We start from the raw sequence: 23,097 nt of genomic DNA, 5'->3' as shown, positions 1-23,097 counted from the left end.
GGCGACGCTTACTGCGCCGCGACGCCCCGGATGTTTGAAATGCGCGTCGACCATTTCGGCGCGGTGGGTTCGATACCGAATCGGTTGGGAAAGGTGAAGAAGGTCTCGAAGGTCTGGCTGCGACCGGCGGCTACGCGAGCGACAATCAGGGCGGTGTCTTCGCCGACCGTCTTGCACGCATTGTCGGGGCAATCTTCCAGCGTCGCCGTCAGGTTGAAATTGGTGAGATTGGCCGTGCTTTTGTTCAGGATCGTCCCGGTGACGCGATAACTCGTATCCGGCCGGTTGCGGGTGAACTGCAGGCCTTCCAGCGCAATTTCCTCCGGCTGAATAACCGGACGGCTCTGGGCGAATGGCGGTGGCTCGTTGTCGTTGCTCTGAGACCCTCCGTCTCTCAGCCAGACCACGAAGGCGGATATGAGCCCCAGTGCCACGAGGATGCTCAGTACCGGTTCGGCAAACCGCCGGAAGCGCGACGAGCGCATGGCGAAATACACGATCAACAGGCCTGCAAGCGCAGGGAATATCCAGATCATCAAAGTCCTCCGGTCTTCTATATAGGCGGGGCGCCGCCGGGATGGAAGCGGTCTGCCGCACGATCCAGAGATTGTCGCGCCCGGTGGAACAAAGCGTCCGGTCTCTCGTTTCCCGCTCGTCGCCCCCGACATATTCCAATGCGGAAAAGGAAGAAACCAATGGCAGAAAAAGCCCTGGAAGACCTGTTTCACGACATGCTCAAGGATGTCTACTACGCCGAACGCAAGATTCTGAAGACCCTGCCGAAAATGGCCAAGGGTGCGCAGAGCCCGAAGCTGAAGGCGGCTTTCGAAAAACATCGCGACGAAACGGAAGGCCAGATCGAGCGCCTGCAGCAGGTGTTTGAAATCTTCGGCAAGCGCGCGGTCGGGAAGACCTGCCCGGCCATCGACGGGATCATCGAGGAAGGCGAGGAAATCCTCGACGAATTCAAGGGCTCTCCCGCGCTGGACGCCGGCCTCCTGGCAACGGCGCAGGCCGTCGAACACTACGAAATGGCGCGCTATGGCACGTTGAAGACCTGGGCGGGAATGCTTGGCCTCAAGGATGCCGTCAAGCTGCTCGACGAGACGCTGCAGCAGGAAGGCGCGACCGATCACGCGCTGACGGCGCTGGCCGAGGCTTCGGTCAATGCAACGGCCCTGAAGAAGGCCGCGTAATGTAACGTCATCAAAATGGCCGGATATCGCATCCGGCCATTTTGTTATTTCAGGCTGATCCAATAGGCGCCTCTGAATGGAACCGCGGCAAATCGCTCGTTGATTTCCTTGAGCGACTGATCCGGATCGACATCGGCAAACAGCTCCGGCCGCAGCCAGTGCGCGAAGGCCTCCGCCGCGAGAATGTTCAGCGGCACGGCGTTGAAGAAATTCCACAATCCATGCACGCGACCCTTCTGCACGCCGGACAGGTTGGCGAGTACCGGGCTTTTCACCGCCTCGCCCAGCGTCCTGCGAGCTTCCTCGGCAGGAACGCCCGGGCCGACCGAGAAGACACTGTAGGTGCCGCCTGGTGAAGCTGTCGCGATATAGACGTCCGGATCGGCCTCGATCAAATACTCGCTACTGACGATGCCGCCCTGGCGCGGCAGGTTCTTGCTGGCGATGTTGCGGCTGCCGGTGATGCCGATGAACTCACCGAGACCGCCGATGCCGTAGGCGTAGCAGCAGCGATCCGGATTGGGGAAGGCATCCATCAGCACGGTCGGGCCGGGCTCGGGATGGGCCGCGACGCGGTCGGTGATGCGTTTCAGGTGTTCCGCGTAGAAATCCGCGAAGGCGTTTGCCTGCTCCTCGCGATCGAGGATCTTGCCGAGCAGGCGCATGTTGCCGGGCGTGTTCTTCATGGGGTCGCTGTTGAAATCGACCACGAAGACCGGCACGCCGGTGGTTTCCAGATAGTCGATCGCCCGCTTGCCGAGTTCCGTATCGGCCTGCCAGTTCGCCATGATCGCGAGATCGGCCTTCAGCGACAGGATGGTCTCGAAGGACAGGCCGTCGCCGGTGCCGTTGCCGATGATCGGCACGTCGGCAAGCTTTGGAAACTTTTCGACGAAATCCTTGTAGATTTCCGGATTGTCGCCCTTCATGTCGCCCGACCAGCCGGCAAGCAGGCCGACGGGGTCAGGGTGGATCAGCGACAGCGCCACGAGATTGAAACCGCTGCCGAGCAGGATCGCCTTGGGTTTCGCCTTGATCGTCACCTGCCGGCCAACCGCGTCGGTGAGCGTCATCGGCCAGCGCTCCTGCGCATTGGCCAGTGGTGCAAAGGCCAGAAGCAGGCCGAGCGTCAAAAGAAAAAGGCGCTTCACATCATTGCTTTCTTTGGGCGGGCAGGGCGCAGAGATTGCCGCAGCTGGGAACCCCCGGCAGCAGATAGCGCAGGCAGCAGATCTTGCGGCGGCAGACCGTCTCTTCGCCGTCGAGTTCGTGGCGCAGGCAGCCGTGGAAGGGGTTGGTCGAGCCATCGGGCAGATGCGGCTCAGCAAACAACGAACGTGAGGCCCACGCATCGCCGTCAGCCGGGCGTTCCCGTTCGGTGGCGTTAAAGGCGTAGTCGATATAGACGGCGGCGTTGTTCCAGGCGAGTTTCGGGGCGATGCCGCCTTGTGCCTTCAACTGCGCGACGATCTCGGCGAGATGCTGGCTGATCAGAGGCGTCACGAAGGACAGGAGGTCCGCGTCCTTGCCCTCGCTCCAGTCGCCTTCGGCGGCAAGACCCATGGCGCGCGGCAGCCCGTCCTCGGCAAGCGCGATCGTCATGTTTTCGGTCGCGACCGGCAGCACGTGATCGGCACGGCGGGCGACGATATAGGGGATCGTCAGGATCGAGAAATAGTAGAGCGACCACATGGAGGCGACCGCGCGCCGGTCTGTGCCGCCATGGGTGGCGGCATAGGTATCAAGGGCCGCGGAAAAGCCGCCGGAGCCGAAGAAATCCGAAATCGGAACGGCGCCTTCCAGTTCCGAAGACAGCATCATCTTTTCGCCGCACCAGGCATGCTCTCCAGCAAAGACCGTCTTCAGGCTCGATGGCCCGAACCCGGTCTTTCCGTCGTGGTTGGCGGTTGCGGTCAAGGTCTCACCAGCTGTATTTCAGCGCACCGATAACGGCGCGGCCCTGGTCTCTGTAGCAGAAGCCAGCGGAGCAAACGGATTCGCGCCGGTCGAAGACGTTGGTGGCGTTCACCTGGAGGCGCAGGCCCTCGTATTTCTTGTCGATGGCCGCGAAGTCGTAGTGGGCGGCGGCATCGAACAGCACGCGGGAAGAATTGCGCGTCGTATTCTGGTCATTGCCGTAGCTGGACCCAAGGAAGCGCGCGCCGGCGCCAAAACCGAGACCTGCACCCGGACCGTCCTCCGGCAGGGTGTAATCCGCCCAAAGCGATGCCATGTGGCGCGGCACGGAGGAGACATAATTGCCCACCGTATCCGCAGGGCCTTCAGTGATCTTGATATCGGTATAGGTGTAGGATGCCACCAGCGACAGGCCGTTGTCGAGGCTGGTGTTCGCTTCGATCTCGAAGCCGCGGGAGCGCACCTTGCCGCGCTGTACCTGGATGTTCTCAGGCCCGGTCGGCAAGTCGACAACTTCGTAATAGAGGCTGTTCTTCTGGTCGATGTTGAAGAGCGCAGCGGTGATCATCGTGTTGCTGTTGGGTAGCAGATATTTGACGCCGATTTCTTCCTGCTGGCTCTCGGTCGGCTTGAACGGCTGGCTCGTTTCCTTGTTGACGCCGGCATTGGGCGAGAAAGCAGTGGAGTAACTGATATAAGGCGCGAGGCCGAAATCGGTCTCATAGGTCAGGCCGATGCGGCCGGAAAATGCCTTGTCCTTCTGCGACACCGAGTCCACCGCATGGGTGGTCAGATCGGTCGTGTCTGTATCGGTCGATACCCAGTCATAGCGTCCGCCGGCGGTCAGCGTCCAGGCGTCGTAGCGGACCTGGTCCTGAAGGTAGGTTCCAAGCTGCCATTGGTCTTGGACCACGCGTTCGCTGAAGTCGATCGGATCGGTCGGGCGGCCCTGTGTCGGATTGTCCGTATCGAGAGGGTCCGTAGTGCCGTATCCGTTCAACGAGCGGAAATGCAGCTTGGTGTAGTCGATGCCCGCGAGAAGCGTATGATCCAGTGCGCCAGTGTCGAACTTGGCTTCCAGCTGGTTGTCGATCACGACGGACGTCAGGCGCTCGTCGAACGTGCCGGCGCTGCTGTCCAGAAACTTCGGATCGATGGCATTGGGTGCATACGCAAACGCCCAGTCGGCATCGGTATTCAAAGTCGAGACACGCATGTTCTGGCGGAAGGTAAAGACATCGTTCAGCCGGTGCTCGAATTCGTAGCCGATGCGTGCCTGCGTCTGAACGGAATCGTTGAAATCAGGGTTGCCGCCGAAGATATCGGTGACCTTGCCGGTCACGGGGTCGTTGTAATAGGCAGCCGTGCCGCCGGTTTTGGTGCGCGAATACTCGCCAAGGATGGTCAGTTTCGTGTCTTCGTCCGGCTTCCAGGTGAAAGCGGGCGCAATGTAGGCGCGGTCGTCGGGAACGCTGACCTGCTCGGTGTCGCTATCACGCAAAAGCCCGGTCATGCGGTAATAGAGCGGATCGGTGTCGTTGACCGGGCCGGAGAAATCGAACTGCCCCTGATAGCGATTGTCCGTGCCGTATTGCAATTGCAACTCGTTGAGCGGCTCTTCGGTCGGCCGTTTGGTGATCAGGTTGAAGAGACCGCCGGCGCCGGAAGCGCCGTAGAGCGCCGAGGAAGGGCCGCGCAGAATCGAGACGCCTTCGAGGCCATAGGGTTCGTTCTTGAACAGCGAGGAACTGGCGCCCGGCTGGCGTAGGTTGTCGCGGAAGACGCCGGTATAGGTGACGTCGAAGCCGCGCACCGTGAACGAATCGAAGCGCGGATCGAAACCATAACCGCCGACGCGTGAGCCCGGTGTATAGGCAAACGTGTCGAGCAAGGTCTGCGGGTTGCGGTCCTTCAACTGCTGTTCGGTGACCGACGAGATCGACTGCGGTGTCTGCAGGAACGGCGTGTCGACCTTGGCGCCGGTGGCACTGCTGGTGCCGACATATCCATCAGCGGTGATCACACCGCCGCTGCCGCCGGTGACGATCAGGGTTTCGAGAACGGTCGCGCCATCGGTGGTGGGCTGCGCTGCGTCCTGCGCAAACGCTGTCAGCGATAATGCAAGCAGCGAGGTGCCGGCAAGGGCAAAGCGGACGGTGGAGCGGGTGGCGCGGCGAAGATGGGGCATGGCATGCACTTTCCGGATAGGCGAGGGCTATAAGATGACTCGTTTTATCAAGATTATATTTTTGGAGAAGCGGAATGTATGACTTAAATACTCATGTTTTATGAGGTGTGGGATTTGCGCAACATTTCAGCAAATCCTGTAGGGTATTCCGCTGGTTAGTGCGAAACATGAAAAGACCGCGCTTTTGAGGCGCGGCCTTGCTTAGAAATCAGCAGAAGCAGGAAATCACCGATTGGCGAGGCCTGCGAGGTTGGCCGTTACCCGTGATTGATCATCACATGGCGGACGGCCGTATAATCCTCCAGCGCGTAGATCGACATGTCCTTGCCGTATCCCGATTGCTTGACGCCGCCATGCGGCATCTCGTTGGTCAGCATGAAATGCGTGTTGATCCAGGTGCAGCCGTATTGCAGGCGGGAGGCGGCCTTCATCGCTTTCGAGATATCCTTGGTCCAGACGGAGGAGGCGAGGCCGTAATCGCTGTCATTGGCCCATGTCACGGCCTGATCGTTGTCCGAGAAGCGGGTGACCGACACCACAGGGCCAAACACTTCGCGGCGGACGATCTCGTCTTCCTGGGTCGCGCCGGCAACGACGGTCGGCTGGAAGAAGAACCCATCCTTGCTGCCAAGTGCGCCGCCGGTGGTGATTTCGATATGCTTCTGTTCCGTCGCGCGCTCGACGAAGCTCGCCACCCGGTCCCGCTGGCGCTTGGAGATCAGCGGGCCGATCTCGTTTTCGGTGTCATCAGTGAGATTGTACCTGATCGTGGAGACGGCGGAAGTCAGGTCGGAGACCAGCTTTTCGTAGATGCCGTCCTGCGCATAGATGCGGCAGGCGGCGGTGCAGTCCTGCCCGGCATTGTAATAGCCAAAGGTGCGGATGCCGGCGACGACGGCGTCGAGGTCGGCGTCGTCATAGACGATGACGGGCGCCTTGCCGCCGAGTTCGAGATGGGTGCGCTTGACGGTCTTGGCGGCAGCCTGCAGCACCTTCTTGCCGGTGGCGATATCGCCGGTGATCGAGACCATGCCGATCTTCGGATGGTTGATCAGCGTGTTGCCCACCGTTTCGCCGCGGCCAAGGATGACGTTGACGACGCCTTCCGGCAGGATATCGGCCAACAGCCGCGCCATCTTGAGCGCTGTCAGCGGCGTTTGTTCGGACGGTTTGAAGACGACGGTATTGCCGCCGGCAATCGCCGGCGCCAGCTTCCATGCCATCATCATCAACGGATAGTTCCAGGGCGCGATCGAGCCGATGATGCCGACGGGATCGCGGCGGATCATCGAGGTGTGACCGGGCAGGTATTCGCCGGCGACTGTGGCATGCAGCGAGCGGATGGCACCGGCAAAGAAACGCCAGCAGTCGACGATAGCAGGCAGTTCATCATTACGCACGGCATTGATCGGCTTGCCACAGTTGAGCGCCTCGAGTGCTGCAAAGGCGTCGGCGTCCTTCTCGATTGCATCGGCAATCTTCAGGAGATAACCGGAGCGCTCGCCGGGTGTCGTCATCGACCACGTGACGAAAGCCTTTTCGGCTGCATCGACGGCGCGCTCGATTTGCGCCTGCGAGGCTTCCGGCAGGTCGATGATTTTTGCGCCGGTCCGCGGGTTCAGGATCAGCTCCTCGGCCTCTGTTCCGGCTTCGAATGTCGATCCGATCAGCAATTGCGTGTCCATGTCCGTTCTCCCTTGATGTCCGGATTTATTTGCCGGCACCGGCGATCTGGTCGCCGTCGCGTGTGAGGTAATAGGCCGCCAGGATCGGCAGGAAGGTGACCAGCATCACCACCATGGCGACGACGTTGGTGACCGGCCGCTGGCGCGGGCGGATGAGTTCTTCGAGCATCCAGATCGGCAGCGTCGACTGCTGGCCGCCGGTAAAGGTGGTGACGATGACCTCGTCGAAGGACAGCGCGAAGGCGAGCATGCCGCCGGCCAGAAGTGCCGTGCCGATATTGGGCAGGATGACGTGGCGGAAGGTCTGGAACCCATCGGCGCCGAGATCCATTGACGCTTCGATCAGAGAACCGGAAACGCGGCGGAAGCGGGCAACCGCGTTGTTGTAGACGACGACGATGCAGAAGGTGGCGTGGCCGAGCACGATGGTCCAGAACGAAAAGGGGATGTCCGCCATCGAGAAGGCCGAGCGCAGCGCGATGCCGGTGATGATACCGGGCAGGGCGATCGGCAGGATGACCAGCAGCGAGATGGTTTCTCGACCGAAGAAGCGCGTCTGGCTGACGGCGGCGGCACAGAGCGTGCCCAGCACCAGCGCAATGGCCGTGGCAATGGTTGCGACTTTCACCGACAGGGTGAGGGCCGCCCAGACATCCGGCCGGTTCCAGGTGACGGCGAACCATTGCAGCGTCAGGCCCGGCGGCGGGAACTGATAGCTCTTTTCCTCCGTCGTGAAGGCGTAGAGGAAGATCAGGAGGATCGGGATGTGCAGGAAGGCGAGGCCGCCGATGGCGGCGATCTTCAGGCCAAGCGGCGCGGATGTGGAGCGGTCAGAGCGCATCGAAGGCTCCCAAGCGTTTGGCCATCCAGAGATAGAGGCCCATGATGACGATCGGCACGACGGTGAAGGCGGCCGCAAGCGGGATGTTGCCGGCCGTACCCTGCTGGGCATAGACGGCCTGGCCGATGAACAGCCGCGACGAGCCGATGATCTGCGGGATGATGTAATCGCCGAGCGTCAAGGAAAACGTGAAGATCGAGCCGGCGACGATGCCGGGAAGGGCGAGCGGAAACAGCACGTGGCGGAAGGTCTGCTGCGGCGTGCCGCCGAGATCGGACGAGGCTTCGATCAGGTTGCCGGGCACGCGCTCCAAGGCTGCCTGGATTGGCAGGATCATGAAGGGCATCCAGACATAGACGAAGACGAGGAAGGTGCCGGTATAGCTGACCGAGAGAGAATTGCCGCCGATGACGGGCAGCGACAGCCAGGCATCGAGCAGCCAGAGCAGGTGGAGCTTGGCGAAGGCCCAGGTGAGGATGCCTTCCTTGGCGAGGATCAGCTTCCAGGCGTAGATCTTGACGAGATAGCTCGACCAGAGCGGCAGCATGATGCCGAGATAGAACACGGCCTTCCATTTCCCCTTGGCGTAGCGCGCCGCGTAATAGGCGATCGGGAAGGCGATCAGCGCGGAGAAGAGCGTGACAACGGCCGCCATTGTCACGGTGCGGACGATGATGTCGAAATTGGCGTCCGACAGCAGCTGCCTGTAGGTCGCAAGCGTGAACTCGTAATTGATCAGCCCCGAGAAATCGTCGATCGAAAAGAAGCTCTGCAAAAGCAGGGCAAACAGCGAACCGAGATAAATGATGCCGAGCCAGAGCACCGGCGGGCCGAGCAGCACGGCAAGCAGCACATGCGGGTGCTTCCACAGGAAGTCCGACAGCCGTCCCGTCAGGCCGGGCCGGTTCGGCAGGATGGTTGCCTCGGTGACGAGCGCGCTCATGCGTCCTCCATCAAGTGAAGGTCGTTGCGCGAAAAGGCGAGCTGCACCTCGGCGCCGATCTCGGGAACCGGCATGGCGGCGGGGCTGGCGACGATGATCTTTTCGCCGCCGCAATCGACGCTGACACGGTTGGTCGCACCCAGGAAGCTGCGGGCGGTAACTGTGCCGGGCAGGCTCAGCTGTTCGGCCCAGGACGTGCCGATGGCGATCGATTCCGGGCGCAGGCTGGCGGCTTTCGCCGGCACGCCGAGCCTGGCGCAGGTGGCGCTGGAGAGCACATTGGACGAGCCGACGAAATCGGCGACGAAACGGGTCTGCGGCCGCTTGTAGATATCCTCCGGCGTGCCGAGTTGCTGGATCTTGCCGTCATTGAAGACGGCGATACGGTCGGCCATCGACAGGGCCTCGCCCTGATCGTGGGTGACGAAGACGAAGGTGATGCCGAGCGATTTCTGCAGGGTCTTCAGCTCCTCCTGCATTTGCTCGCGCAGTTTCAGGTCCAGCGCGCCGAGCGGTTCGTCGAGCAGCAGTACCTTGGGCTTGTTGACGAGCGCGCGGGCGAGCGCGACGCGCTGGCGCTGGCCGCCGGACAGCTGGCCCGGCCGCCGCTGGCCGTACCCCGGCAGCTTGACCATGGCGAGTGCATCTTCCGCCGCCCTGTGCCGCTCTTGCCTGCCGATGCCCTTGACCATCAGGCCATAGGCGACGTTGTCGAGAATGGAGAGATGCGGGAAGAGCGCATAGTCCTGGAACACCGTATTGACGCTACGGCGATAGGGCGGAACACCTTCAGCCGTTTCTCCGAAAATCTCGATATGGCCGCCGGTCGGCTGCTCGAAGCCGGCCATCAGGCGAAGGCAGGTGGTCTTGCCGGAACCCGACGGGCCGAGCATCGCGAAGAACTCGCCGGCGGCGATTTCAAGGTCGACCGCATCGACGGCTTTGACCGTGCCGAAATGGCGCGAGACGTTTTGAAACAGGACGGCGGCGGTCATTGGGTACTCCGTGGGTAACGGCGATCATTCCTCATCAACGATGAAGAGCGACTAGTAGATGGTGGTTGATGCGGATAACTCCCTCCCCCTTGTGGGGAGGGTTGGGGAGGGGACTTTCTGTCCGGGGTAAGAACCCCTCCCGGCCCTTTGGGCCACCCTCCCCACAAGGGGGAGGGAAAGATCGCGTCTCAACGTCCGCCGATGACGCCGATATAGTCGGACACCCAGCGGTGATAGGGCACGCACTCAGTCTGGCTTGCGCATTTCGACACCGGTGTCTTCCAGAACTTGATCTTGTCGAAGTCGTTGTAGCCGTTGGCAGCGCAGCCTTCGTCCGTCAGGAGTTCGTTGCCCTTGCAGGCTGCCGGAACCGAGGGAACGGTGCCGAACCAGGCAGACACGTCGCCCTGAACCTTGGGCGACAGCGAGTGTTCCATCCACATATAGGCGCAATTCGGGTGGGTGCTCTCGGCATGCAGCATGGTGGTATCCGCCCAGCCGGTTGCCCCTTCTTCCGGGAAGACCGAGGCGATCGGCAGTTTTTCCGCTTTCAGCAGGTTGACCTGGAAGGGCCAGGAGCCGGACGCGACGACGCCCTCGTTCTTGAAGTCGTCGATCTGGATCATGGCGTCATGCCAGTAGCGGCTGGCGAGCGTGCGCTGGACGCGCAGCACGTCAAGCGCTGCCTTGTACTGGTCTTCGTTCAGCTCGTAGGGGTCCTTGATGCCCAGTTCCGGCTTGTGGAACATCAGGTAGTTGGCGGCGTCCGCGACATGGATGGGGCCGTCATAGGCCTGGATGCGGCCCTTGTTGGACTTGCCGTCCGGCAGGGTCATTTCTTCAAAGACGACCTTCCAGCTCTTTGGTGCTTCGCCCTTGAAGGCTTCGGTATTGTACATCAGAACGTTCGGCCCCCAGACATAGGGCGTGCCGTAATGCGTACCGTTGACCGTATTCCACGGCGCGTTCTGCAGGCGCTCGTCGATGGTCGACCAGCTCGGAATCAGCGCGGTGTTGATCGGCTGCACCCGCTTGCCGGCAACCAGGCGCAGCGATGCATCGCCGGAGGCGGTGACGAGGTCGAAGCCGCCTTCGTTCATCAGGGCGACCATTTCGTCGGACGTCGCGGCGGTCTTGACACTGACCTTGCAGCCGGTGTCCTTTTCGAAGCCGGTGACCCAGTCATAGGCCTTGTCGGTCTCGCCGCGCTCGATATAGCCGGCCCAGGCGACGATCGACAGTTCGCCTTCGCCCTTGCCGAGTTCCTTCAGCGGTTCGGCGGCGAAAGCATGGGTGGCGAATGCGAGCGAAAGGGTGAGCGCGGTGCAGGATTTCAGAATCTGCTTCATCTTCAGTCTCCCGGTTTGGTGTCCGAATTTTTCGGTCTTGTTCCCAGGATAGAAGGTGCCTCGATTTCGCCGCTTTCGCAAATTCATTAATCAGAATGGTTCTATCGATTTTTCCGATATCGAAGGACGTTATCGTGTCCGCCCACTCCTCAGCGCCTCTGCAACCCCGATGAAGTCTTTTGCCGATTGCGGCAGGCCGGAGCCCTTGCGCCAGACCATGCCGACCTGGACGACGGGCAGGGCGCCGGAGACGTCGCGGCTTTCGATGCGGTCGCCTTCCAGCGACCAGGGGCGATAGACGAGATCGGGTAGTAGCGCGATGCCGGCGCCGGTGGCGACGAGGCTGCGCACGGCTTCGACGGAGCGGGTGCGGAAGGCGACATGCGGGCGGGCGCCGAGCGCGGTTAGCAGCTTGCCGGTATTTTCCTCGATTTCGTCCACCGTCAGCATGATCAGCGGTTCCTTGGCGATATCGGCAACCGAGATGATATCGGCCGATACCAGCGGATGGCCGAGCGGCAGCCACAGGCGGTAGGGCGAGGTCTCGATGATTTCGGCCTGCAGCGCCATGCGGTCGCGCAGGTTGGAAATGACCATGACGGCGACGTCGAGTTCGCCGCCAACAAGCAGATGCTCGAGATAGGAGCCGTTGTCCTCGATGGCGCTGACCTCGACGCCGGGGCAGGCGCGGCGGTAGCGCGCAAGCAGGTCGGAGAGTACGTAGCCGGCGACCAGCGAGGTGACGCCGAGATTGAGCTTGCCGCCGGTGCGGGATTCCCGCTCCTGCGAAAACGAACGGCGCGCATCCGACACGCCGGCGAGAATCTTGGTGGCGTGGCGCAGAAACTGGTGGCCGTTATGGGTGATGTGCAGCCCGCGCGGATGCCGCTCGAACAGTTCGACGCCGAGATCGCTCTCCAGCTCCTTGACGGCCTCGGTGATCGAGGATTGCGAGATCGACAGGTTCTGCGCAGCACGTGTCACTGAGCCCTGTTCGGCGACGGCGATGAAATACTGGAGCTGACGGAGCGTGAAAGCCATGACCTAGCTAACACGGCGGGAGGAGAGAATTCTCATTCGATCCACCGCCTGCGCATCCAAGCGGTTTTATTGAAAAGCACGAGACTGGCTTTTCCGATGATGTAATCTTCGGGAACGAAGCCCAGATCAAATCGGCTGTCCGAACTTCTGTCACGGTTGTCGCCCATCAGGAAATAGCTTTCCTGGGGTACGACGACTTCTTCCATATTGTCTCCTCTCTCATCATCGGAAAACTCGAGAATTCCGTGGGTGAGGCCCCCGGGAAGCGTTTCGATGTAGGCTGGGAACTGTCCGTCGAACTCGCCGAGCATCTGAAATGGTTCCTGGGCAGTACGCGGTACGATCTCACCATTCAGATAAAGCCGTCCGTCTGTCATGCGGACACGATCACCGGGCATGCCTATGATGCGGCTGGTCATGATGAAATTGTCATGGGGGTGAAGAAGCACGACAACATCCCCCTGCAGAGGCTTTATTTGCAGTCGAGCCCTCCCGTCACTTCCGGCAGAGAAGGGGCTTCTGTCCCCATACGCGGAATTGTCGGAAATCATGTAATCTCCAACCCACAGGGTTGGAGACATCGCGCCGGTTGGCAATGAGAACCCCTGAAAACCAAACGGGCGCGCTAGATAAGAAATGCCTCCGGTGACCGCTATTGCACCGAGCAGAATAGGAAGAACGACCAGAACGGCGGCAAGAGAAAGCACAACTTTGCGCCACTGCTTCCAAATTTTTTTCACAGATAACCCCTTGCATACAAACGTGAAGCCGGCGCTTATAATGTTGACCGACAGCTTGCCATTTATGGTGGTTATAGTGACACGTGCAATCCCCACCGAACCCGGCATACTCGCCTTCCACAAGCGCTGCGAAGATTTCTATCCCGCCGATGCCATCGATGCGTCGATTGCGCAGCAACGCCAATGGTATGACGCCCTCTGTGCCGAATTCGACGCGCCGTCGCCGGAAGGGCTGACGCGGCAGGATGAGATCGTCGGCGGGCGGATTCCTTTGCGCCGGTACCGGCCTGCCGCAATCGCGACGCAGACCCGCGTCTTCTACATCCACGGCGGCGGTTTCGTCGTGGGCTCGCTGCAAAGCCATGATGCGATCTGCGCCGAGCTTGCCCATGCGGCAAAAGCCGAGCTGGTGTCGGTGGATTACCGGCTGGCGCCGGAGCATGTCTGGCCGGCAGCCTTCGACGATTGTTTCGAGGTGCTTAAATCGTTGCTTGCCGACGGCCGGCCGCTGGTGATCGCGGGGGACAGCGCCGGCGGCAATCTGGCGGCGGGTGTGGTTTTGAAAGCTCGTGCAGAGGCAATCGGCGGCATTGCCGGACAGGTGCTGATCTATCCGGGGCTCGGCGGCGATCTGGTGTCAGGTTCCTATTCCGAGATGGCGCAGGCGCCGGGATTGTCGACGGCCGACGTCTCCTATTATCGCGATATGCTGAAAGCCCCCGCCGACAATGCCTTCGCCCATCCTCTGAAAGCCGATGAGCTTTCCGGCCTGCCGCCGGCCTATATCACGTCGGCGCATTTCGATCCTCTGCGCGACGACGCTGCGCACTATGCCCAGCGGCTGATCGCGGCGGGCGTCAACGTCACCTATCGCGACGAGGCGCAGATGATCCATGCATGGCTGCGCGCCCGTCATATGAGCGAGGGCGCGCGCGAAGGTTTCCTGAATCTTTGCCGTGGCGTCAGCGGCCTTGTCGGAACGCTCTGATCAGCCCTTGGCTTTCAGGACGAGTACCGGATCGGCACTGAATTTCGCCGGGAAGAGTGCCTTGAGGTTCTCGATCTTAGGCATGTCGTTGTAGACGATGTAGGGATAGGTCGGATTGAGCGTCAGGAAATCCTGATGATATTCCTCGGCCGGGTAGAAGGCAGTCATGTCGGACACCTTGGTGACAACCGGCTCGCCATAAACCTTCGCCTTGTCGAGCTGGGCGATGTAGCTCTCGGCGATCTTTTTCTGCTCGCTGTTGGTCGTGAAAATCTCGGAACGGTATTGCGTGCCGTGATCAGGCCCCTGGTAGTTCAATTGCGTCGGATTGTGCGCCACCGAGAAGTAGATCTGCAGCAGTTGACCATAGGTGACCATCTTCGGGTTGTAGGTCACTTCGACCGCCTCGGCATGCCCGGTGTCGCCGCCGCTGACGGTTTCATAGACAGCGGTTTCCTTGGTGCCGCCGGAATAACCGGAAACCGCGTTCTTCACGCCCTTCACATGCTGAAAGACGCCTTGCACGCCCCAGAAGCAGCCGCCGGCGAAGACAGCCTTTTCCGTGGTGGCGGTCGCGGCTTCATCGATCGCCGGCGGTGGGATGACGAACGCATCCTCGGCAGCGTTGCTGAATGTCGAGGACATCGCAAACAGTGCGGCGGCGATTGCCGTCACCCCGGCAAGTCCGAAAACGAGAGGGCGTTTTGTCGAATGCGAAAGCTTGCCTTTTCCGAGCTGCGGCATGGTATTCCTCCAGGATGATCTTCCGGAAACAGGGCGATCCACTGCCGATTGCAGCGACATGCGACCTTGCTTTATGAGCAAACTGTGACCAAACACGCCAGCGGGTCAAATCGCAAATGCGTGCGTCACGCCAAAGTGAGGCGCCGGAGGCTGCGGTACACGCTTGTGTGATGATGACGGGGTCGACAGAGGGAAATGGAAATGAGCGGTATCACCGATCTCGGCGTGCTCTTGCGCGAGATGCGCCCGGGTCTGCGTCCTGGGGAGTATGTCTATTGTAGCGTCCCCGTGAATGATGCCGGCTGGCTGTCACTGCAGCCTCTCGGCTTCTTTCGCGAAGATGAGGGACTAACTCTGATTCTCGCAAAAGAGACTGCCGACAAGGCAGGCCTGACCTATGGCCCGGTGATGCGCTGCATCACGCTGACCGTTCATTCGGCGCTTGAAGCCGTCGGGTTGACGGCGGCGGTGGCCGTGGCGCTGACACGACATGGCATCAGCGCCAATGTGGTCGCGGCCTATCACCACGACCACATCTTCGTGCCCGCGCAGGATGCGGAACGGGCGCTTGCGGCCCTGGCCGAGGCAACGCCCGTCTGATCGTCTACATGAAATCGCGGGGGACGCGCTTCTCGAATGTCTTTTCGAAGACCTGACTGTCGTCTTCGAAGGCCGTGACCGAGGCAGAGGTCAGCCACTCCGTTGCCGTGCAGCCGATCCGCGAGACCGAAACGGTTTTGACGGACCAGCCTTCCCGCCTAGCAATGCAGGTCCAGGTCGAGACACCGGTCATCGACAGAGGATCGTCGGCAGCAATGGTCCAGGTTTCGTCGCGAATGTCCCGCGTCGCAAAGCCGGTTCCCGGATGTTCGAAAAGGCCGCCATCCTCGTAGATATGATAGTGGGTCTTGCCCGTCGTCATGTCGCGTTCTACCCGGCGGCTGGTCTTGCCCGCCGCAAGCTCCGTGTATTTCGGCAGCGGATCGGGATTTGAAGGCTCCGGCATGGTGATCCGTTGATGCTCGCCGAGTTTCGGCAGGGCAAGGCCGATCGAGGCAAGATCCAGTGTCAGGCCGGGATCGGTTGGCGAGGGCAGCACCATTGGCCAGTAAGCGGTCGACAGCGACAGCCGGATGCGGTGACCGGCGTCGAAGCGGTAGCCACAGGCATCGAGGACCAGGCGGATCTGCGTCTTTTCTCCCTTTGGCATCGGCTTCGGTTCGGTATTGCCGTCGCGATGCGCGAGATTAAGGACGCCGAACGTGACGCGGGTGACGCTGCCGTCCGGGTGGATATCGACGAGGCGGGCGACGAGATTGGCCCAGTCGCCATCGCAGGCAAGCTCGACCGTCAGCACCGGCTGGCCGAGATAGTCGACGGCATGCGTCAGCGGTGCCGTCTCGAAGGTCAGCGAACCGGCATCGTCGACACGCTGGTCGCCGGCCATCTCGGCGTCGGGCTTCAGGGTGAACCATTCGCCGGAAGCGGTGCCGGTGTCCAGCGGCGATTTCAGGAAGGCGTTGTGATCATGGGCGCCGGCGATCGGCATGCCCTCCTGCAGGCTGCCGAACTGATCGACATAGAAGCACTGCATTTCCGGCGGCTGCCATTGGTCCTTGGCAATCCAGAATCCCGGCTCGACATTGCGGCGCACGGCCGGCTTCGGACCGTCGAGAATGAAGGCGCGCATCTGCGGCAGGTTTTCGACGCCGGTGTCTTCGTCACGCAGCCAGCGGTTCCACCAGGCGATCGCCTCGCCATGGAAATCGGTGCGCGGTTTCGGCCAGGCGAAATGCGGATATTTGTGCACCCAGGGGCCGATCAGGGCCTTCACCTTGTCGCCGAGACCTTCGGCTGCCTTCATCGGCGTGTTGCGGTAGCCGTCCGCCCAGCCGGCGATGACCATCGCGGGCACGGGGAAGCCGTCGAAATCCTCGCAGATCGAGCCGTGTTCCCAGAAGGCGTCACGGCGCTGGTGCTCCAGCCATTCCTCCATGAAGAACGGTTCGTTCTCCAGCCGTTCCAGCCACATGTCCTTCCATCTGTCGCCGACCAGAGCCGGATCGGGCGAGCGGGACTGGTAGGCAAGCATGGTCGCGGCCCAGGAGAGTTGCGCCGAAAGATGGGTGCCGTTCTTGTAGTGGATATCGTCGTTGTAGCGATCGACCGTGGAGGCAATCGAGATCACGGCCTTCAGCGCCGGAGGCTTGAGGGCTGCTACCTGCAGGCAGTTGAAGCCGCCCCAGGAAATGCCCATCATGCCGACCTTGCCGTTCGACCAGGGTTGCGCTGCGATCCAGGCGATCAGTTCGCAGCCATCTGCGAGTTCGCGCGGCGTGTATTCCCCATCGATGACGCCGTCGGATTCGCCCGAGCCGCGGATGTCGACTCGTACGCCGGCAATGCCGGCCGCGGCAAAGACCGGATAGGTGGATTCGTCGCGCGGGCTGGTGCCGTCACGCTTGCGGTAGGGCAGGTATTCGAACACGGCTGGAACCGGATTGCTGTCCGCGCCTTCCGGCATCCAGATGCGCGCGGCCATCCGCGTTCCATCCTTGAGGACGATCCATTGGTTTTCGATGACGGTGAAATTGCCTGTGGTCATGTCTTCGTCTTTTCTGCATGCTGGGTGACGGCTGTTTCAGCGACGTCTGGGAGGATGGTGATGTCAGGAAGAAATGTTTCGGCGGCTGTTTTGATCCTTGGATTTGCCGGCATTGCCGTTGCGGATGATCTTGTGCCTCTGCCGGCCTGCGCATTGTCCGGCGCCACCAGCGTGATGATCGGCGGGCAGCCGGCGCTCAGAATGTCCGATGTCGTCAATTGCCCGCCGGAACTCTACGAGATCGTGCCGAGCATTTTCATTGAAGGGCAACCCGTCGTGCATTTCCGCTCCGGGACCGGTGCGAAGGGCGACTGTTCCGCAAAGGGTGATCCGTCGGTCCTGCTTGAAGGCGAGGCTGCACAGCGCACCGGCGATGTGGACTGCACCGCCAAGTAAGATCGCAGCCCGAGTTCGGCTTCGGGCTGCCTTTGGATCGCCGATGCTCAATTCCCGGCACTTTCCATACGCCGCGTCGTCAGCACCTTCTCCAGCCAGCCGATCTCCATTTCCGGAACGGATTTCAGCAGCAGGTCGGTGTAGTCGTCGAAAGGCGGCGACAGCACCTTGGACTTCGGCCCGAAGCGCACCAGCTTGCCGCGATGCATGACGGCGACACTGTCGGCAATCGCACGGACGATGGCGATGTCGTGGGTGATAAAGACATAGGAAACAGCGGTTTCCTCCTGAAGCTTCAGAAGCAGATTCAGGATGCCTTCGGCCACCAGCGGGTCGAGCGCCGAGGTCGGTTCGTCGCAGAGGATGAGTTCCGGCTTTGCCGCAAGCGCGCGGGCGATGGCGACACGCTGTTTCTGGCCGCCGGAGAGTTCGGCCGGATAGCGGTCGAGGAACCGGTCGCCCATCTCGATCTGGTCGAGCAGTTGCTTGACCCGTTCCGTCTTCTTGGCCCCATGCAGGCCGTAGTAGAAGGAGATCGGCCGGCCGATGATGTCGCGCACCGTCTGGCGCGGGTTCATCGCAGTGTCGGCCATCTGGTAGATCATCTGGACGCGGCGAAGCTCTTCCTTGGTACGTGATCGCAGCGCCTTCGGCAGTTCCTTGCCGTCGAAGGTGATCTTGCCTTCGGACGGCGGGAGAAGGCCGGTGATGACGCGGGCCAGCGTCGATTTGCCGGAGCCGCTTTCGCCGACGATCGCCAGCGTCTGGCCCTTGGGCAGATGCATGGAAACGTCATGCAGAACCTTGAAGCCGTTGGCGTAACCGGCGCTGATATGTTCGATCTTCAGCAGCGTATTGCTCTGGTCGTGCGCTTCCTCGCGCTTGGTCTGGCGGACGCTGACCAGCGCCCTTGTATAGTCCTCGTTCGGTGCCTCGATGATCTGCTTGGTCGTTCCGTATTCCACCGTCTTGCCATGGCGCAGCACCATGATGTCGTCGGAAATCTGGGCGACGACGGCAAGATCATGCGTGATGTAGAGGGCGGCCGTGTGGGTTTCCTCGATCGCATGCTTGATCGCAGCCAGCACGTCGATCTGCGTTGTGACGTCGAGCGCCGTCGTCGGTTCGTCGAAGACGATCAGCTCGGGATTGGGGCAGAGCGCCATCGCTGTCATCGCGCGCTGGAGCTGGCCTCCGGAGACCTGATGCGGGTAACGCTGCCCAAAGGTTTCCGGGTTGGGCAGACCAAGCACCCTGAAAAGGTAGAGCGCTCGTTTCTCAGCATCTTCACGGCTCATGATCTTGTGCCGCAACGACGCCTCGATCACCTGCTCGCCGAGGCGGTGCGCCGGGTTGAAGGCTGCGGCTGCCGATTGCGCGACATAGCAGACCTTGCAGCCGCGGATCGTGCGGATGCCATTGCGATCGAGCGCCAGGATGTCCTTGCCGTTGATCAGCACTTGACCGCCGGTGATCGATGCGCCGCCACGGCCATAGGCCAAGGCGGAAAGTCCGATAGTCGATTTGCCGGCGCCGGATTCACCGATCAGGCCAAGCACTTTGCCCTTCTGGACATCGAAGGAGACGTTTTCGACCAGGGTCACGGTCTTTGGCGGCTCGCCCGGCGGATAGCTTGTTGCTTCGATCTTCAGGTTTCTGACGGAAAGTAGATCAGGCATCGCCGCGTCCTCCCTTGAGGCTTGAGGTTCGCTTCATCAGCCAGTCGACGACGAGGTTGACGCAGATGGCAAGACCGGCGATCGCGCCGCCCGGCACAAGTGCTGCCGAGATGCCGAAGATGATGCCGTCCTTGTTGTCCTTGACCATGCCACCCCAGTCTGCGGCCGGCGGCTGGATGCCGAGGCCGAGGAAGGAGAGGGTGGAGAGAAAGAGGATCGAGAAGGCAAAGCGCAGGCCGAATTCGGCCAGTAGCGGCGACAGCGTGTTGGGCAGGATTTCCCGGAAGATGATCCAGCGGGTGCCTTCCCCACGAAGACGCGCCGCCTCGACGAATTCCATCACCGCCACGTCGAGGGCGACGGCCCGCCCGATACGGAAGACGCGGGTACTGTCGAGGACCGCCATCACGAGGATCAGGATCCAGAGCTGCTGCGGCAGAACGGCCAGTACGACGAGGGCGAAGATCAGTGTCGGGATCGCCATCATCAGGTCGTTGAAACGCGAGAACAGCTGGTCGATGAAACCGCCGGTAACGGCTGCGGTGAACGACAAAAGCATGCCGAGCGAGAAGGAGATGACCGTCGCGGCAAGAGCGACGAAGATCGTGGTTCTCGCCCCGAAGATCAGCCGGGACAACAGGTCGCGGCCGAGATTGTCGGTTCCCAGCAGGAAGTCGCCGCCCATCGGGAGCCAGATATCGCCGACGACGTCGCGTTCGCCGAACGGGGCGATCCATGGCGCGAATATGGCGCAGAAGAGGGCAAGGGTGATGCCGGCGATGCCGACCCAAGCGCTTATGGGAATTGAACTCAATCTCATCGCGGGTGCCTCAATCTCGGATTGGCGAGGATGGCGAGAATATCCGCGGCCATGTTGAGGAAAATGTAGAAGGCGGCGAAGATCAGGCCGCAGGCCTGCACCACCGGCATGTCGCGCACCGTCACCGCATCGACCATGTACTGGCCCATGCCCGGATAGACGAACACCACTTCCACCACGACGACGCCGACCACGAGATAGGCGAGATTGAGCGCGATGACGTTGATGACCGGGGCGACGGCGTTGGGAGCCGCGTGCTTGGCAATGATGCGGAAAGCGCCGAGGCCCTTCAGTTCCGCCGTCTCGACATAGGCCGACGACATGACGTTGAGGATGGCGGCGCGGGTCATGCGCATCATGTGGGCAAGAACGACCAGAACCAGCGTTGCAACCGGCAAGGCAATGGCCGAGAGCCGTTCGCCGAAGCCCATGCTGTCATAGACGGTCGCTGGGAAGGTTGCGACACCCAACTGCACCGCAAAGAACAGGATCAGCAGGTAACCGACGAAGAACTCGGGCAGCGAGATCGCCGCGAGCGAAACGACATTGATGATCTTGTCCGGCAGCCGGTTTCGATATTGCACGGCGAGCATGCCGAGGGCGACGGCAAGCGGAACCGAGACAATCGCCGCGAAGAATGCAAGGAACAGGGAGTTTCCGAGGCGCTTGCCGATCTGCTCGCTGACGGAGTTCTTGCTGGCCCAGGATTTGCCGAAGTCACCTTTGACCGCACCACTCAACCAGGTGACGTAGCGCTCCGTCAGCGGCCGGTCGAGGCCGAGATCCTTGCGGATATTTTCGACGGCCTGCGGCGTGGCCGACTGGCCGAGATAGGTGGTGGCGAAATCGCCGGGCAGGGCTTCCACGCCGCCGAAGATCATCAGCGACACGGCAAAGAGGAGGCCAACGCTCAAGCCGAGCCGCTGGATTATGAGGGCCGCCAAAGGACGGCGCAGGGTGAAACGGCGCCAGAACGTACCGGTGACCTTGCCCGCTGCGGGCAAAGCGGCTGTCCCGGATAGAGTACCGGTTTGCGGGAGGCTTTCGCCCCCCGCTACCGTACCCGTTGTCAGCGCCGGACCACTTTCAGGTCCAAGCGCGGCCATTAGGCGTCGAGCCAGACGCGGGTCGCGACGTAGCCGTTCGACATGTCGTTGCCGATGTCGTGGACATAGCCCTTCACCTGCTTGGTGGAGGCGTTCACGAAGTCGTTGAACATCGGCAGGATCAAACCGCCTTCGTCGCGGACCATCATGGCCATCGAGCGGTACATCTCCTTGCGCTTTGTTTCATCCAGTTCCGAACGGGCCTCCAGCAGGAGCTTGTCGAAATCCGGGCGCAGGAAACGCGTGTCGTTCCAGTCGGCGGTCGAAAGGTAAGCCGTGGAATACATCTGGTCCTGGGTCGGGCGGCCGCCCCAGTAGGATGTCGAGAAGGGCTGGACGTTCCAGACGTTCGACCAATAGCCGTCGCCGGGTTCGCGCTTCACTTCGATTTCGATGCCGGCCTTCTTGGCGCTTTCCTGATAGAGTACCGCCGCATCGACCGCACCCGGGAAGGCGACGTCGGACGTGCGAAGGAGAACCGGGCCGCTATGACCGGATTTCTTGTAGTGGAAGGCCGCCTTGTCCGGATCGTAGGCGCGCTGCTCGATGCCTTCCGGGAAGAGGGCATAGGTCGAGTTGATCGGGAAATCGTTGCCGACCTTGCCGTAGCCGCCGAGGATGGTCTGCACCATGTTCTCGCGGTCCATCGCGTATTTCAACGCCATGCGCAGGTCGTTGTTGTCGAACGGCGCCGTGTTGCAATGCATGATGAAGACGTAGTGGCCACGGCCCGAGGTCGAGAGTATCTCGACGGTCGGCGCGCGCTTCAGGAGCGAAACGGTCTTCGGATCGACGCGGTTGATGTAGTGAACCTGGCCGGAGGAGAGGGCCGCGATACGGGCCGTGGCGTCGTTCATGTTGATGATTTCGACGCTGTCGACATAGCCGCGGTTCGGGTTCCAGTCGTTCGGGTTCTTTTCGAACGTGGCGCGCACGCCGGCTTCGAAGCTGGTCAGCTTGTAGGGACCGGTACCGATGGCGGCATTCGGATTTTCGTAGCCGCCGCCCGGCTGGATGATCAGGTGGTAGTCGGTGAGCAGCAGCGGCAGGTCGGCATTGCCTTCGGTCAGGGTCAGGACGAGATCGCCGCCCTTGTCCTCGATCGTCTTAATCGACTTCATCACGCCGAGCGCACCGGATTCCGACTTCTCGTCGGTGTGGCGCTGCAAGGTCTTGACGACGTCGTCGATCGTCAGTTCCTTGCCGTCGTGGAACTGCACGCCCTTGCGGATCTTGAAGGTCCAGACGGCGGCATCCGGCGACGGCTCCCAGCTTTCAGCCAGTGCCGGAACGGCGGCACCGGTCAGCGGGTCGGATTCGACCAGCATGTCGCCCCAGTTGCGGCCGACGCAGAAAAGCACCTGCGACAGCGCCTTTGCCGGATCGAGCGTATCGGTTGCTGAGCCGCCTTCGAGGCCGAGCTTCAGGTGCCCGCCTTTTTTCGGCTCCTGCGCCGAGGCGCTGGTGGCAAACAGCGTGCCGGCGCTCGACAGAGCCACGCCTGCGGCCAGGGTGCGGCCCATGAATTCACGGCGGTTCATCTTGCCCAGCATGACCTGATTGGCGAGGTAGTTCTTGTAATCGCTCATTCCCCTGTTCCCTTTGTTTGATGGCTTTTCGCCGTTTTTCATTGTTGTTTTCGATCGTGATTGATCGGGTTGTTGCTAGAATGCATGCCCGAGGGCAGGTAAGCCAGTCACTTCTGCGGTTTGCAGGCCGTTTCGTCGCCTTTTGTGAAGTCGGCCGTCCGTTACCGGAAAGCCCTGTTAAAATTCATGGTATCGTCCAAATGACGACCTGTATTCACACAAAAATTCCGCAGTTTTCATAAATTCAGCTTATGGCATCTTGCCGTAAGAAGGTA

At 61.3% G+C, this 23,097-nt stretch carries 21 protein-coding genes; 4 read left to right on the top strand and 17 right to left on the bottom strand.

Annotated elements, in window-relative coordinates:
• Positions 1-8: 8 nt before the first annotated feature.
• On the bottom strand, positions 9-536 hold the full coding sequence (locus J2Z75_RS05020) for a hypothetical protein (protein WP_209848486.1): 528 nt from the start codon (positions 534-536) through the stop codon (positions 9-11).
• 159 nt (positions 537-695) lie between these two features.
• Between J2Z75_RS05020 and J2Z75_RS05015 the strand changes: the two genes are divergently transcribed.
• The gene (locus tag J2Z75_RS05015) at positions 696-1,196 is read left to right on the top strand and encodes a YciE/YciF ferroxidase family protein (RefSeq protein ID WP_209848484.1); all 501 of its coding nucleotides are present in this window, start codon (positions 696-698) and stop codon (positions 1,194-1,196) included.
• Between the two features lie 44 nt (positions 1,197-1,240).
• Here the strand turns inward: J2Z75_RS05015 and J2Z75_RS05010 are convergent, their stop codons facing one another.
• The 10 genes from J2Z75_RS05010 to lepB form a co-directional block, all read right to left on the bottom strand.
• Positions 1,241-2,347, bottom strand: a complete 1,107-nt coding sequence (locus tag J2Z75_RS05010) for an ABC transporter substrate-binding protein (protein ID WP_209848482.1) — start codon at positions 2,345-2,347, stop codon at positions 1,241-1,243.
• A gap of 1 nt (position 2,348) precedes the next feature.
• Positions 2,349-3,113: a siderophore-iron reductase FhuF gene (fhuF, locus tag J2Z75_RS05005; RefSeq protein ID WP_407692733.1), complete on the bottom strand. Its 765-nt coding sequence runs from the start codon at positions 3,111-3,113 to the stop codon at positions 2,349-2,351.
• 4 nt (positions 3,114-3,117) lie between these two features.
• Entirely contained in the window at positions 3,118-5,301 is a 2,184-nt protein-coding gene (locus J2Z75_RS05000; RefSeq protein WP_209848480.1) for a TonB-dependent siderophore receptor, read from the bottom strand.
• 257 nt (positions 5,302-5,558) lie between these two features.
• A complete protein-coding gene (locus J2Z75_RS04995) occupies positions 5,559-6,986 on the bottom strand; it encodes a gamma-aminobutyraldehyde dehydrogenase (protein ID WP_209848476.1) in 1,428 nt (475 codons plus the stop codon).
• A gap of 25 nt (positions 6,987-7,011) precedes the next feature.
• A complete protein-coding gene (locus J2Z75_RS04990) occupies positions 7,012-7,827 on the bottom strand; it encodes an ABC transporter permease (RefSeq protein WP_209848473.1) in 816 nt (271 codons plus the stop codon).
• Entirely contained in the window at positions 7,817-8,770 is a 954-nt protein-coding gene (locus tag J2Z75_RS04985; protein WP_209848470.1) for an ABC transporter permease, read from the bottom strand. Before J2Z75_RS04985 ends, J2Z75_RS04990 begins: the two co-directional genes overlap by 11 nt.
• Positions 8,767-9,765: an ABC transporter ATP-binding protein gene (locus J2Z75_RS04980; RefSeq protein WP_209848467.1), complete on the bottom strand. Its 999-nt coding sequence runs from the start codon at positions 9,763-9,765 to the stop codon at positions 8,767-8,769. Before J2Z75_RS04980 ends, J2Z75_RS04985 begins: the two co-directional genes overlap by 4 nt.
• 188 nt (positions 9,766-9,953) lie before the next feature.
• Positions 9,954-11,114 carry an ABC transporter substrate-binding protein gene (locus J2Z75_RS04975; RefSeq protein WP_209848464.1) on the bottom strand — a complete coding sequence of 387 codons (1,161 nt, stop codon included), beginning with the start codon at positions 11,112-11,114 and terminating at the stop codon, positions 9,954-9,956.
• A 129-nt stretch (positions 11,115-11,243) separates the two neighbouring features.
• A complete protein-coding gene (locus tag J2Z75_RS04970; protein ID WP_209848461.1) occupies positions 11,244-12,155 on the bottom strand; it encodes a LysR family transcriptional regulator in 912 nt (303 codons plus the stop codon).
• A 32-nt stretch (positions 12,156-12,187) separates the two neighbouring features.
• Positions 12,188-13,003 (bottom strand): signal peptidase I, encoded by an 816-nt coding sequence (gene lepB, locus J2Z75_RS04965; protein WP_234937120.1) that lies wholly within the window; start codon positions 13,001-13,003, stop codon positions 12,188-12,190.
• Here lepB and J2Z75_RS04960 point away from each other — a divergent pair.
• Entirely contained in the window at positions 12,960-13,883 is a 924-nt protein-coding gene (locus tag J2Z75_RS04960; RefSeq protein ID WP_209848848.1) for an alpha/beta hydrolase, read from the top strand. The two genes, lepB and J2Z75_RS04960, sit on opposite strands and share 44 nt — an antisense overlap.
• On the opposite strand, the gene msrA is transcribed toward J2Z75_RS04960, so the two are convergent.
• On the bottom strand, positions 13,884-14,528 hold the full coding sequence (gene msrA, locus J2Z75_RS04955; protein ID WP_234937184.1) for a peptide-methionine (S)-S-oxide reductase MsrA: 645 nt from the start codon (positions 14,526-14,528) through the stop codon (positions 13,884-13,886). It lies immediately after the preceding gene.
• A gap of 300 nt (positions 14,529-14,828) precedes the next feature.
• On the opposite strand from msrA, the gene J2Z75_RS04950 reads away from it, so the two are divergent.
• A complete protein-coding gene (locus J2Z75_RS04950) occupies positions 14,829-15,227 on the top strand; it encodes an ACT domain-containing protein (RefSeq protein ID WP_209848453.1) in 399 nt (132 codons plus the stop codon).
• Between the two features lie 4 nt (positions 15,228-15,231).
• Here J2Z75_RS04950 and J2Z75_RS04945 read toward each other — a convergent pair whose 3' ends face one another.
• A complete protein-coding gene (locus J2Z75_RS04945) occupies positions 15,232-17,232 on the bottom strand; it encodes a CocE/NonD family hydrolase (RefSeq protein WP_209848450.1) in 2,001 nt (666 codons plus the stop codon).
• A gap of 60 nt (positions 17,233-17,292) precedes the next feature.
• Here J2Z75_RS04945 and J2Z75_RS04940 point away from each other — a divergent pair, with 60 nt between their 5' ends.
• Positions 17,293-17,628 carry a PAAR domain-containing protein gene (locus J2Z75_RS04940; protein ID WP_209848447.1) on the top strand — a complete coding sequence of 112 codons (336 nt, stop codon included), beginning with the start codon at positions 17,293-17,295 and terminating at the stop codon, positions 17,626-17,628.
• Positions 17,629-17,675: 47 nt separating this feature from the next.
• Here the strand turns inward: J2Z75_RS04940 and J2Z75_RS04935 are convergent, their stop codons facing one another.
• Genes J2Z75_RS04935 through J2Z75_RS04920 form a run of 4 tightly spaced genes read right to left on the bottom strand, consistent with a single transcriptional unit; the run spans position 17,676 to position 22,822 of the window.
• Complete coding sequence (locus J2Z75_RS04935; RefSeq protein ID WP_209848444.1) at positions 17,676-19,307, bottom strand: ABC transporter ATP-binding protein; 1,632 nt, start codon at positions 19,305-19,307, stop codon at positions 17,676-17,678.
• Entirely contained in the window at positions 19,300-20,127 is an 828-nt protein-coding gene (locus J2Z75_RS04930; protein WP_209848441.1) for an ABC transporter permease, read from the bottom strand. The genes J2Z75_RS04935 and J2Z75_RS04930 overlap by 8 nt, the downstream gene beginning before the upstream one ends.
• Positions 20,124-21,233, bottom strand: coding sequence for an ABC transporter permease (locus tag J2Z75_RS04925; protein WP_209848438.1), 1,110 nt, complete (start codon positions 21,231-21,233; stop codon positions 20,124-20,126). The genes J2Z75_RS04930 and J2Z75_RS04925 overlap by 4 nt, the downstream gene beginning before the upstream one ends.
• The gene (locus tag J2Z75_RS04920; protein ID WP_209848435.1) at positions 21,233-22,822 is read right to left on the bottom strand and encodes an ABC transporter substrate-binding protein; all 1,590 of its coding nucleotides are present in this window, start codon (positions 22,820-22,822) and stop codon (positions 21,233-21,235) included. The genes J2Z75_RS04925 and J2Z75_RS04920 overlap by 1 nt, the downstream gene beginning before the upstream one ends.
• Positions 22,823-23,097: the final 275 nt, after the last annotated feature.

The sequence above is a fragment of the Rhizobium herbae genome, from assembly GCF_017873135.1.
Taxonomy (GTDB): Bacteria; Pseudomonadota; Alphaproteobacteria; order Rhizobiales; family Rhizobiaceae; genus Pararhizobium; species Pararhizobium herbae.
This window is presented reverse-complemented; position numbering and strand designations above follow the sequence as displayed.

Coding starts and splice junctions, on each gene's coding strand:
- J2Z75_RS05020 (WP_209848486.1), bottom strand. CDS start 536: ATGATCTGGATATTCCCTGCGCTTGCAGGCCTGTTGATCGTGTATTTC.
- J2Z75_RS05015 (WP_209848484.1), top strand. CDS start 696: ATGGCAGAAAAAGCCCTGGAAGACCTGTTTCACGACATGCTCAAGGAT.
- J2Z75_RS05000 (WP_209848480.1), bottom strand. CDS start 5,301: ATGCCCCATCTTCGCCGCGCCACCCGCTCCACCGTCCGCTTTGCCCTT.
- J2Z75_RS04995 (WP_209848476.1), bottom strand. CDS start 6,986: ATGGACACGCAATTGCTGATCGGATCGACATTCGAAGCCGGAACAGAG.
- J2Z75_RS04990 (WP_209848473.1), bottom strand. CDS start 7,827: ATGCGCTCTGACCGCTCCACATCCGCGCCGCTTGGCCTGAAGATCGCC.
- J2Z75_RS04985 (WP_209848470.1), bottom strand. CDS start 8,770: ATGAGCGCGCTCGTCACCGAGGCAACCATCCTGCCGAACCGGCCCGGC.
- J2Z75_RS04980 (WP_209848467.1), bottom strand. CDS start 9,765: ATGACCGCCGCCGTCCTGTTTCAAAACGTCTCGCGCCATTTCGGCACG.
- J2Z75_RS04975 (WP_209848464.1), bottom strand. CDS start 11,114: ATGAAGCAGATTCTGAAATCCTGCACCGCGCTCACCCTTTCGCTCGCA.
- J2Z75_RS04970 (WP_209848461.1), bottom strand. CDS start 12,155: ATGGCTTTCACGCTCCGTCAGCTCCAGTATTTCATCGCCGTCGCCGAA.
- J2Z75_RS04960 (WP_209848848.1), top strand. CDS start 12,960: ATGGTGGTTATAGTGACACGTGCAATCCCCACCGAACCCGGCATACTC.
- lepB (WP_234937120.1), bottom strand. CDS start 13,003: ATGCCGGGTTCGGTGGGGATTGCACGTGTCACTATAACCACCATAAAT.
- msrA (WP_234937184.1), bottom strand. CDS start 14,528: ATGTCCTCGACATTCAGCAACGCTGCCGAGGATGCGTTCGTCATCCCA.
- J2Z75_RS04950 (WP_209848453.1), top strand. CDS start 14,829: ATGAGCGGTATCACCGATCTCGGCGTGCTCTTGCGCGAGATGCGCCCG.
- J2Z75_RS04945 (WP_209848450.1), bottom strand. CDS start 17,232: ATGACCACAGGCAATTTCACCGTCATCGAAAACCAATGGATCGTCCTC.
- J2Z75_RS04940 (WP_209848447.1), top strand. CDS start 17,293: ATGTCAGGAAGAAATGTTTCGGCGGCTGTTTTGATCCTTGGATTTGCC.
- J2Z75_RS04935 (WP_209848444.1), bottom strand. CDS start 19,307: ATGCCTGATCTACTTTCCGTCAGAAACCTGAAGATCGAAGCAACAAGC.
- J2Z75_RS04930 (WP_209848441.1), bottom strand. CDS start 20,127: ATGAGATTGAGTTCAATTCCCATAAGCGCTTGGGTCGGCATCGCCGGC.
- J2Z75_RS04925 (WP_209848438.1), bottom strand. CDS start 21,233: ATGGCCGCGCTTGGACCTGAAAGTGGTCCGGCGCTGACAACGGGTACG.
- J2Z75_RS04920 (WP_209848435.1), bottom strand. CDS start 22,822: ATGAGCGATTACAAGAACTACCTCGCCAATCAGGTCATGCTGGGCAAG.